This is a genomic window from Kytococcus sp. HMSC28H12, from assembly GCF_001816045.1.
Classification (GTDB): domain Bacteria; phylum Actinomycetota; class Actinomycetes; order Actinomycetales; family Dermatophilaceae; genus Kytococcus; species Kytococcus schroeteri.
This window is the reverse complement of the sequence record NZ_KV824540.1, coordinates 1-9,110: the sequence shown is the minus strand read 5'-3', so window position 1 is coordinate 9,110 and position 9,110 is coordinate 1. Positions and strand designations below refer to the sequence as shown.

Annotated in this window: 11 protein-coding genes, 1 tRNA gene and 1 riboswitch; of the genes, 4 read left to right on the top strand and 8 right to left on the bottom strand. The window is 73.1% G+C overall.

Annotated features, from left to right (window positions below; genetic code table 11):
- The 4 genes from HMPREF3099_RS12955 to HMPREF3099_RS08005 form a co-directional block, all read left to right on the top strand.
- Positions 1-262 (top strand): hypothetical protein (locus HMPREF3099_RS12955; protein ID WP_371327526.1); only part of this gene is annotated, 262 nt, incomplete at its 5' end.
- 10 nt (positions 263-272) lie between these two features.
- The gene (recR, locus tag HMPREF3099_RS08015) at positions 273-887 is read left to right on the top strand and encodes a recombination mediator RecR (RefSeq protein ID WP_070705490.1); all 615 of its coding nucleotides are present in this window, start codon (positions 273-275) and stop codon (positions 885-887) included.
- Positions 884-1,348, top strand: coding sequence for a hypothetical protein (locus HMPREF3099_RS08010; protein WP_141762075.1), 465 nt, complete (start codon positions 884-886; stop codon positions 1,346-1,348). Before recR ends, HMPREF3099_RS08010 begins: the two co-directional genes overlap by 4 nt.
- Positions 1,349-1,383: 35 nt before the next feature.
- Positions 1,384-1,460: transfer RNA gene (locus tag HMPREF3099_RS08005), tRNA-Pro, on the top strand.
- A 127-nt stretch (positions 1,461-1,587) separates the two neighbouring features.
- Here HMPREF3099_RS08005 and HMPREF3099_RS08000 read toward each other — a convergent pair.
- From HMPREF3099_RS08000 to HMPREF3099_RS07965, 8 genes are all read right to left on the bottom strand, one after another.
- Positions 1,588-2,655, bottom strand: a complete 1,068-nt coding sequence (locus tag HMPREF3099_RS08000) for an ABC transporter substrate-binding protein (protein ID WP_070705488.1) — start codon at positions 2,653-2,655, stop codon at positions 1,588-1,590.
- Positions 2,652-3,443: an ABC transporter ATP-binding protein gene (locus HMPREF3099_RS07995; protein WP_070705487.1), complete on the bottom strand. Its 792-nt coding sequence runs from the start codon at positions 3,441-3,443 to the stop codon at positions 2,652-2,654. The genes HMPREF3099_RS08000 and HMPREF3099_RS07995 overlap by 4 nt, the downstream gene beginning before the upstream one ends.
- The gene (locus HMPREF3099_RS07990) at positions 3,443-4,447 is read right to left on the bottom strand and encodes a FecCD family ABC transporter permease (RefSeq protein ID WP_237769798.1); all 1,005 of its coding nucleotides are present in this window, start codon (positions 4,445-4,447) and stop codon (positions 3,443-3,445) included. The genes HMPREF3099_RS07995 and HMPREF3099_RS07990 overlap by 1 nt, the downstream gene beginning before the upstream one ends.
- 87 nt (positions 4,448-4,534) lie before the next feature.
- Positions 4,535-4,716: riboswitch (cobalamin riboswitch) on the bottom strand.
- A gap of 91 nt (positions 4,717-4,807) precedes the next feature.
- Entirely contained in the window at positions 4,808-5,185 is a 378-nt protein-coding gene (locus tag HMPREF3099_RS07985) for a VOC family protein (protein ID WP_371327525.1), read from the bottom strand.
- Between the two features lie 122 nt (positions 5,186-5,307).
- Positions 5,308-5,853, bottom strand: a complete 546-nt coding sequence (locus HMPREF3099_RS07980) for a YceI family protein (RefSeq protein ID WP_070705485.1) — start codon at positions 5,851-5,853, stop codon at positions 5,308-5,310.
- Between the two features lie 84 nt (positions 5,854-5,937).
- Positions 5,938-7,206, bottom strand: a complete 1,269-nt coding sequence (locus HMPREF3099_RS07975) for an aspartate kinase (protein WP_070705484.1) — start codon at positions 7,204-7,206, stop codon at positions 5,938-5,940.
- 81 nt (positions 7,207-7,287) lie between these two features.
- The gene (locus HMPREF3099_RS07970) at positions 7,288-8,112 is read right to left on the bottom strand and encodes an SDR family oxidoreductase (protein WP_070705483.1); all 825 of its coding nucleotides are present in this window, start codon (positions 8,110-8,112) and stop codon (positions 7,288-7,290) included.
- A gap of 70 nt (positions 8,113-8,182) precedes the next feature.
- On the bottom strand, positions 8,183-9,109 hold the full coding sequence (locus HMPREF3099_RS07965) for a metallophosphoesterase (RefSeq protein WP_070705482.1): 927 nt from the start codon (positions 9,107-9,109) through the stop codon (positions 8,183-8,185).
- Position 9,110 lies beyond the last annotated feature (1 nt).

Below are 9,110 nucleotides of genomic sequence, written 5' to 3'. Positions count from 1 at the left end.
CGGTGGCGGGCCCACCGCATCGGGCAGTGGCGGGCCGGGCAACCAGGCCGGGCCCCCGGCATCGAGGGAGGGCGGTGCGCCGACGCCCCCCGGGCCGGTGGGTGGCGACGAGCCCCCGCCCGAGGACGAGCCGCCGCCGGAGGACGACTTCACGCCCGACCTGGACGACGAGACCGTGGAGTCCGTGGGCGTCATCGGCACGGCCGCCATCGAGAAGATCCTCGGTGGCACCGTGATCGAGGAACACACGGACCAGGCATAGGGTTCGGCCTGTGTACGAAGGCGCTGTCCAGGACCTGATCGACGAGCTCAACCGCCTCCCCGGGGTGGGTCCCAAGAGTGCCCAGCGCATCGCCTTCCACGTGCTGGCCGCCGACCCCGAGGACGTGCAGCGGCTGGCCACGGCCCTGCAGGTGGTCAAGGAGAAGGTGCGCTTCTGCGCCACCTGCGGCAACGTCGCCGAGGCCGAGGAGTGCCGCATCTGTCTGGACCCGCAGCGCGACGGCACGGCCATCTGTGTGGTGGAGGAGCCGCGGGACGTGCAGGCCATCGAGCGCACGCGCGAGTTCCGGGGCCGGTACCACGTGCTCGGCGGGGCCATCAGCCCGCTGGACGGCATCGGCCCGGACGACCTGCGCATCGCCCAGCTCATGCAGCGCCTCGGGGACGGCGAGGTGACCGAGGTGATCATTGCCACCGACCCCAACATGGAGGGCGAGGCGACGGCCACGTACATCTCGCGCCTGCTGCAGGTGCTGGACGTCAAGGTGAGCCGCCTGGCCTCCGGACTGCCGGTGGGCGGCGACCTGGAGTACGCCGACGAGGTGACCCTGGGGCGTGCCTTCGAGGGGCGCCGGGTGGTCGCCCGGCCCGGGGGTGCGGCGTGAGCGCCACACGGTTGGTGGTGGCGCAGCCGCCGGCCAGCAAGCCCTCGCGCCGGTTCCCCAGCGCGCCCGATGCCGAGGAGCTGCGGTCGGGCTGGAAGGGCGCCCTGCGTCTGGCGGCCCTGGCCCTGGCGCCGCTGCTGGTGCTGGCCGGGCTGGTGGTGCTCATCATCAACGTGTTCGGCCCGGTGGACGCCTACGAGGCGTGCGCCAGCCAGCGCGGGCAGTCCGTGGAGGCGGCCGAGCCGTTGCGGGTGGAGCGCACGCTGCTGCCCGTCTCGCTGACCTGCGACTTCGCGGACGGCACGAGCCAGACCATCACCGACCCGGCCGACACCGCCTGGCCGGTGGGGCTCATGCTGGGCGGGCTGGCGCTCACCGTGGTGGGGCTGGCGGCGCCGGTCCCGGCGGGTCACGTGCGGCGGCTGGTGGAGGATTCTGAACTCACCCCGCACATGATGTAGGATGCCGGGGTTGCCCGATGAGGGCGGCAGGCCTTCGGGGTGTGGCGCAGCTTGGTAGCGCGCCTCGTTCGGGACGAGGAGGTCGCAGGTTCAAATCCTGTCACCCCGACCACACAGAATCGGCTCTGGTCAGCGGAATCCGCGGCCAGGGCCGATTCGTTCTTGCCCGGTCTGCCATGGTCGGGCCATGACGGGGCCTCCCGGCGGGCTGGAACAGTGCCCGCCAGGAGGCACCCGGCTCAGGGGTGGACGCGCAGGTCGTGGGTGGGCGTGATGCCGCTGGCCGGCACGAGGTCGGCCTCCTCGAGGGCCTTCCGGAGGGACTCGGCCGCATCGATGTTGAGTGGGCTGCTCGTCCACGCCACGTAGGGCAGGGCGACGATGCGCCCCTGCTTCACCGCGGGCAGGTCCTTGGTGGCGGGGTTGGTGCGCAGGGTGCGGACCTTGTCGGCGACGCTCTCCCCGGGGTAGTCGACGATCGCGATGTAGTCCGGCTTGCCGGCCGCGACCTTCTCCCACGAGATGGCCGTCCAGGTGTCCTTGACGTCCTCGGCCAGGTTGGTGGCCCCGGCGGCCTCGATGATGCCCTGGGGTCCGCCGTACACGCCGCTGGAGAAGGGGGCGTCGGTGCCGCTGTCGAAGAGGAACACCACCGGCTTCCGCTGCGCCTGGGGGGCCTTGCGGAGCTTGGCCAGACGGGTGTCGATGTCCGCCTGGACCTCCTTCGCCCGGTCCTCGTGGCCGGTCACCGTGCCGATGTTGGTCAGGTCGGCGGCCAACGCCTTCCAGGGGTCCATCTCGCCGCGCTCCTCCTTGTCGGGGGAACGGCGACAGCTCTCGGTGAGCACGTAGGGCGCGATGCCGCGCTGGGCGAGGTCGTCGGGCATCAGGTTGCGCCCCTCGCCGAAGCCGTAGTTGTAGCCGGCGAACACCATGTCGGGCCGCTGGGCGAGGATGGGCTCGAGGCCGATGCCGACCTCACCGAGCTCCTTGAGCCCGGCGACCTCCTCCGCCCCGTAGACCTCCTCGAGGACCGCCTTGTCCTTCTCCAGGCCGGTCACCGCCACGATCTGGTCGGCCGCCCCGACCGCCAGGGTGGTGGCGATCATGTTGGAGTCGTTGACGAGCATGCGTTGGACCGGGGACGGGAAGGTGACCTCCTGGCCGCAGTTGGTCACGGTCACCGTCTCGGACGAGGCCGAGGACGCGCCGGCGCCGGAATCCGCGCCGGACGGGCCGGAGCAGCCGGCGGCGCCGAGGCCGATGACGGCGACGAGCGCCGCCGTGGTGAGCGTGCGGGTGGTCATGCTTCCTCCTGGTGGGGCTGCGGGGTCCGGGGCAGGCAGGTGAAGTGCTCGCTGCCGGTCTCCGGGTCGGTGAAGGTGACGAAGCGGACGGAGAACACATCGGCCACGCGCGGGTCGGCGAACACCTCGGCGGGGGTGCCGCTGGTGAGGACGCGGCCGGCATCGAGGACGACCACCTGGTCGCTGTACTGGGCGGCCAGGCCGAGGTCGTGGACGGCCATCACCGTGGTGCGGCCCGACCCGCGGACGAGGGTGAGCAGGTGGTGCTGCTGGGCGACGTCGAGGTGGTTGGTGGGCTCGTCGAGCAGCAGGATCGGTGTCTGCTGCACCAGCCCGCGGGCCAACAGGGCCCGGCGGCTCTCCCCGCCGGAGACGTCGCTGCAGGGCCGGTCGGCCATGCCGGTGAGCCCGACCTGGTCGAGGGCCTCCAGCACGGCCCGGCGCTCGTCGGCATCGCCCATCTCCCACGGCCTGGCCAGCGGGGTGCGGCCCATGGCGATCATCTCCCCGAGCAGCAGGTCCTCCGGCGGCGCCTCGTCCTGGGCGACCAGGGCCAGGCGCCGGGCGCGCTCGCGGGGCCGGATGCGGTCGACCTTCCGGTCGCCGAGCCAGACCTGCCCTGCCGGGGCGGGGCGGATGCCGGCGATGGTGCGCAGCAGGGTGGACTTGCCCGACCCGTTGACGCCGACCAGCGACGTGACGGTGCCGGAGGGCACCTCGAAGGTGACGTCCTGCAGGACCGTGGTCCGCCCGACCGCGGCGCTCAAGCCGTCGGTTCGCAGCCGCATCAGTCGGCTCCGTTGTAGCGGTAGTGGCGGCGACCGACGAGCACGAGGAACACCGGTGCTCCCACGATGCCGGTGACCACCGACAGCGGGATCTCCTGGGGGCGGACGCTGACCCGGGCGGCCATGTCGACCCACACCAGGAAGACGGCGCCGCTCAGGGCGGCCACGGGGACGACGGCCCGATGGCGGGCGCCGACCACCATGCGGACCAGGTGGGGTACGACGAGCCCGACGAACCCGATGCCGCCGGAGACGGCCACGAGCACCCCGACCAGCGCGGCGAGGCCGACGAACAGGGCCACTCGCAGGCCCTTGACCGGGATCCCGAGGGAGGCGGCGAGGTCGGGGCCGGCGGACAGCGCGTCGAGCCAGCGGGAGAAGGCCACCATCACCAGCACGGCGACCACGGTCGTGACCGTGGCGGGCAGCAGCACCTGCCAGCTCGCACCGCTGACGCTTCCCAGCAGCCAGAAGAGCACCGACTGGGCCGCCCTCGGGTCACCGGAACGGAAGACCAGGAAGCTGGAGACGGCGCTGAACGCCGACGACAGCACCACCCCGGTGAGCACGAGCCGCAGCGGCGTCAGGCCGCCCTGCAGCATCGCGACCCCGAACACCAGGGCTGCGGCGGCCAGGGCGCCCAGCAGCGCCCCGCCGGAGAGGGCCCAGACGCCCAGTCCGGACAGGGCGCCGGTGGTGATGACGGCCGTCGCCCCCACCCCGGCGCCCGAGGAGACGCCCAGCAGGTAGGGATCGGCCAGCGGGTTGCGCACCAGGGTCTGCATCCCGGCCCCGGCCACGGCCAGCCCCGCGCCGGCGACGGCGGCGAGCAGGGTGCGCGGGGCGCGCAGGTCCCACACGATGGCGTCCCAGGTCGGGTCGGCGGGCTGGCCACCCAGGTGCGCCTGAACGACGCTCCACACGGTGGCCACGGGCAGGGAGACGGCGCCCACTGCGAGCGAGGCGAGCATGCTGGCCAGCAGCACCAGGGTGAGCAGGACCATCAGGACCGCGGTGGGCGGCCGGGATCGGGCAGCATCAGGCAAGGGAGTGACCCACATCTCTCATCGGGGCCCAAGTCGCGAGGCCCGCGGACGGTGAACAGCGTCGGCAGGTCTTCGGACTCGGGCTCCCACGCGAGGACGCCTTCCCGGCCTGTGGCCAGTGGCACTGTGTCCCCGCGCACAGCCCATACCGCTGCGCGTCAGTCCCGGCCTCTCACCGGGTTCCCTCGCACCCCGACCGGGGTGCAACCGACCGGCACACTCTAGCCCCCGTTCCCCCGCGACGGGCAGGGCATGAGCCGGTGACCGCACCGGACCGGACGGGGTCCGGGCGGCCTGCGCGCCCTCGGCTGGGGACCCTCATTCCCCGGGGGAGCCCTCCCAGCAAAGGCAGAAGGGGTGCCCGGCCGGGTCGGCGTACACGCGGAAGCCGCCGCGGCCGTTGGGGTCCACGTCCTGGGTCTGCAGCAGCGTCGCGCCGAGCTCCAAGGCCTTGGCGTGCGCGGCCTCGAGGTCGGACGGGTAGAGGTCCAGGTGCACCTGTTGCGGCTGCCCGTCGGGCCACTGCGGGGGCACGTGGTCCGGGGCGAGCTGCACGCAGAACTCCCAGTCCCCGTCGATCAGCACGCGGTGCCAGTCGTCGTCCTGGCGTTCCACGGTGCCGTCCAGCAGGCCGGCCCAGAAGGTGGACACGGCCTCGAGGTCGGCGGCGTCCAGCACGATGATTCTGCGCGTCATCTCCATGCCCACCACGCTCCCAGCCGGCCCGTCGCCCCACAAGGCCCGGGCACGCGTGAGGCCCGCCCCGCCGGGGCGGGCCTCACGGCATCGAGTGCGGGGGTGCCGCGGGTGGGATGGGATCAGGCGTTCTTGATGGCCGACACCTCGAACTCCAGCTCCACCTTCTCGGAGACCAGCACGCCACCGGTCTCCAGGGCGGCGTTGAAGGTCAGGCCGAAGTCGCTGCGGTTGATGCTGGTGCGGCCCTCGAAGCCGATGCGCTCGTTGCCGAAGGGGTCGGTGGCGGCGCCCTCGAAGTCGAAGTCGACGGTCACGGGGCGGGTGGTGCCCTTGATGGTGAGGTCGCCGGTGACGCGCAGGGTGTCGGCGTCGGTGGCGGTCACCTGGGTGGAGCGGAAGGTGAGGGTGGGGAACTCGTCGGCGCCGAAGAAGTCCCCGGCCTTGAGGTGCTGGTCGCGGTCGGCGTTGCGGGTGTCGATGCTGGCCACCTGGGCGGTCAGATCGATGGAGGTGTCGGCGAGGTCGGCGCCGGTGGTGGCGGTGCCCTCGAAGTCGTTGAAGCTGCCGCGCACCTTGGTGACCATGGCGTGGCGGGTCACGAAGCCGATGCGCGAGTGGGTCGGGTCGATGGTGTACGTACCGGTGAGCTGCTCGAGCGTGGTCATGGTGACTCCTCCATTGGTAGGTGATCTGTCACCAACATAAGCGTGACGCATCACCGTGTCAACTGGTGGTGGTGCGCTCCGCCCTCAGGCGGTGGGCTGGTCCCCCTCGAACAGGCCTGCGTGCAGGGCGCGCAGGGCGTCGTCGCGCTCGTCGGCGCGGATGACCACCGAGAGGTTGATCTCGTTGGACCCCTGGCTGATCATCTCGATGTTGGCCACCGGTGCCAGGCTGGCGAACACCCGTGCCGCCAGCCCGCGCGTGGCCCGCAGCCGGTCGCCCACCACGGCCACGATGACGCGGTCGCGCGCCACCTCCACGGTGGCGAACCCGCCGATCTCCCGCACCACCGCATCGAGGTCGACCTCGCCCTCCACGGTCACCGAGACGCTCACCTCGGCGGTGGAGATGAGCCCCACCACCACGCCGTGGCGGCCGAACACGTCGAACAGCCGCTGCATGAACCCGGCGTGCTCCAGCATCCGCGGGGAGGTGATGTTGAGCAGCGTCACCGGCCCCCGCGCCGCGATGGCGGTGGCGGACTGCGTGCCCACCTCGCCGGGGCGGATGGTGGTGAAGTCGCCCTCGGGGCGCTGGGTGTGGCGCACCGTCACCATCGCGCCCGCCTCCATGGCCGGCGCGATGGTGGCCGGGTGGAGCACGTTGGCGCCGAACGCGGCGAGCTCCGCGGCCTCGGCGGCTGACACCTCCGGCACCGAGTGCGCGGCCGGCACGACGCGCGGGTCGCACGTGAGCAGCCCCTCCACGTCGGTCCAGATCTGCACCTCCTCGGCGCCGAGCGCGGCCCCCAGCAGGGAGGCCGAGTAGTCGCTGCCACCGCGGCCCAGCGTGGTGGTGGTGCCGTGCGCGTCGCTGCCGATGAAACCCTGCGTCACCGCCGCGCCGGCCTCCTCCAGGGCCGGAACGGCCCGGCGCTGCACCGAGCGGGCGATGGCCTCGGTGTCCGGGCGGGCCGCGCCGTGGCGCGAGTCGGTGTGCACCAGCTGGCGGGCGTCCAGCAGCGGCACGCCCAGGTGGTCCGAGAGCAGACGGGTGGAGAGGCGCTCGCCGGTGGAGAGGATGGCGTCGCGGCTGCGCGGGGAGAGCTCGGCGAGGATCGCCACCGCCCGCAGCAGGCTGTCCAGGTCGCCGAACAGTGCGTCGAAGGCCGACTCCAGCTCCGGGGAGACGCCGCCCAGCAGCTCGTGCGCGATGGCCTCGTGCGCGCGCCGCACCTGCGCGCTGAGCCCCAGCGCCTCCTCGGTGCGGCCGGCCTCCGCCGCCTCCGCGGCCGCCACGAGCGCGTTGGTGGTCTTGCCCGTGGCCGAGAGCACCACCAGCGGGCGGCGCGGCATCGGCGACGGAGGAACCGCCGAACTTCATGACGAGGGACATCGGGGCTCCAGGCGGGGCGGTCCGGGCGTACCCGGAGGGGGTCAGGGCAGGAAGATGTCGGGCTGCAGCGTGTCGGGCGAGCCACCGTAGACGCTCAGGTCGGTGACGCCCGCCTCGGCCAGCACCTCGTCGTCCACGAGGAACTGGCCGGTCCGCTCGCGGGCGTCGCGCACCAGCACGGCGTGCGCGGCATCGCCCATGATGCGCGGGTCGCGGGCGCGGGCCATGGCGGCCTCACCGCCCAGCACGTTGCGGATGGCCGCCGTGGCGATGATGGTGCGCGGCCACAGGCTGTTCACCGCGATGCCGGCCTCCCGCAGCTCCTCGGCCAGGCCGAGCGTCACCATGCTCATGCCGTACTTGCTGATGGTGTACGCCGTGTGCGGGCCGAACCACTTCGGGTCCATGGTCAGCGGCGGCGACATGGTGAGCACGTGCGGGTTGTCCGAGCGCTCCAGGTGCTCGATGGCGGCGCTGGTGAGCAGGTAGGTGCCGCGGGTGTTGACCTCCTGCATGAGGTCGTACTTCTTCATGGGCAGCTCGCGGGCCGGCGAGACGTCCACGGCGCTGGCGTTGTTGACCACCACGTCGATGCCCCCGAAGCGCTCCACGGTGGCGGCCACGGCCTCGCGGACGGACTCCTCGGAGCGCACGTCGCCCACCACGGCCAGGGCCTGCCCGCCGGCGGCCTCGATCTGCTCGGCGGCGGTGTGGATGGTGCCCTCCAGCGCCGGGTGGGGCGTGTCGGTCTTGGCCAGCAGCGCCACGTTGGCGCCGTCCTGGGCGGCCCGCAGGGCGATGGCCAGGCCGATGCCGCGGCTCCCGCCGGACATGAGGATGGTGCGGCCGTTCAGGGTTCCGGTCATGGGGGCCTCCGGGGTGAGGTCGGGTCGTCGGGTCGGGGCAGGTGCGTCGTCGGGTCGGGCGGCGTGGGGCTCAGTCCGCGGACGGCGAGGAGGAGCCCCGCGGCACGAGGGTGAGCAGCGTCGCCTCCGGGCGGCAGGCGAACCGGTAGGGCGCCATCGGGGAGTGACCCAGACCCGCCGAGACGTGCATCCACGCGGCGTCGTCCGGGGCGGCCGCCGACGGGCGCGAGCCGGCCCCGGGCCACCAGCGGGAGACGCCCTTGACACGCCCGGGGTCCAGGTCGCAGTTGGTGGTCAGCGCCCCGATGCCGGGCAGGCACACCTGCCCGCCGTGGGTGTGGCCGGCGATCACCAGCCCGGCGCCGTCGGCCACCATCGCGTCCAGCACCCGCTGGTAGGGGGCGTGGGTGACGCCGATGGTGAGGTCCGCGTCGCGGGCGGCCGGCCCGGCCACGCTGGCGTAGTCGTCCAGCTCCAGGTGCGGGTCGTCCACGCCCACGAACTCCAGGCGCACCCCCTCCACCTCGATGCGGTGGCGGCGGTGCGTGAGGTCCACCCAGCCGCGCTCCTCGAAGCCGGCCACGAGCTCCCGCCAGGGCATGTCACGCTGGGTGCGCCCGCCGTAGCGGCTCCGGCCCTGGGTGACGTACTTCAGTGGGTCCACCGGGCGGGGGGAGAAGTAGTCATTGGATCCGCGCACGAACACCCCGGGCGTGGCCAGCAGGTCGTCGAAGGTGGCCATCACCCACGGCACCGCGGCCGTGGACGACATGTTGTCGCCGGTGTTCACCACGAGGTCCGGCTCCAGGGCGGCCAGGTCGTGCACCCACTGCATGCGGCGCCGCTGGCCGGGCACCAGGTGCAGGTCGCTGACGTGCAGCACCCGCAGCGGCAGCGCCCCCTCGGGCAGCACCGGCACCGTGAAGCGGCGCAGGGTGTACAGGTGGCGCTCCACGAAGTGGCCCCAGGCCACGCACGCGGCCCCGGCGCCGGCCACG

What these genes read in the sequence shown, in the direction of transcription:
- HMPREF3099_RS08000 (WP_070705488.1), bottom strand. Translation starts at nt 2,655, where the DNA reads ATGACCACCCGCACGCTCACCACGGCGGCGCTCGTCGCCGTCATCGGC.
- HMPREF3099_RS07995 (WP_070705487.1), bottom strand. Translation starts at nt 3,443, where the DNA reads ATGCGGCTGCGAACCGACGGCTTGAGCGCCGCGGTCGGGCGGACCACG.
- HMPREF3099_RS07990 (WP_237769798.1), bottom strand. Translation starts at nt 4,447, where the DNA reads ATGGTCCTGCTCACCCTGGTGCTGCTGGCCAGCATGCTCGCCTCGCTC.
- HMPREF3099_RS07985 (WP_371327525.1), bottom strand. Translation starts at nt 5,185, where the DNA reads ATGACGCGCAGAATCATCGTGCTGGACGCCGCCGACCTCGAGGCCGTG.
- HMPREF3099_RS07980 (WP_070705485.1), bottom strand. Translation starts at nt 5,853, where the DNA reads ATGACCACGCTCGAGCAGCTCACCGGTACGTACACCATCGACCCGACC.
- HMPREF3099_RS07975 (WP_070705484.1), bottom strand. Translation starts at nt 7,206, where the DNA reads ATGCCGCGCCGCCCGCTGGTGGTGCTCTCGGCCACGGGCAAGACCACC.
- HMPREF3099_RS07970 (WP_070705483.1), bottom strand. Translation starts at nt 8,112, where the DNA reads ATGACCGGAACCCTGAACGGCCGCACCATCCTCATGTCCGGCGGGAGC.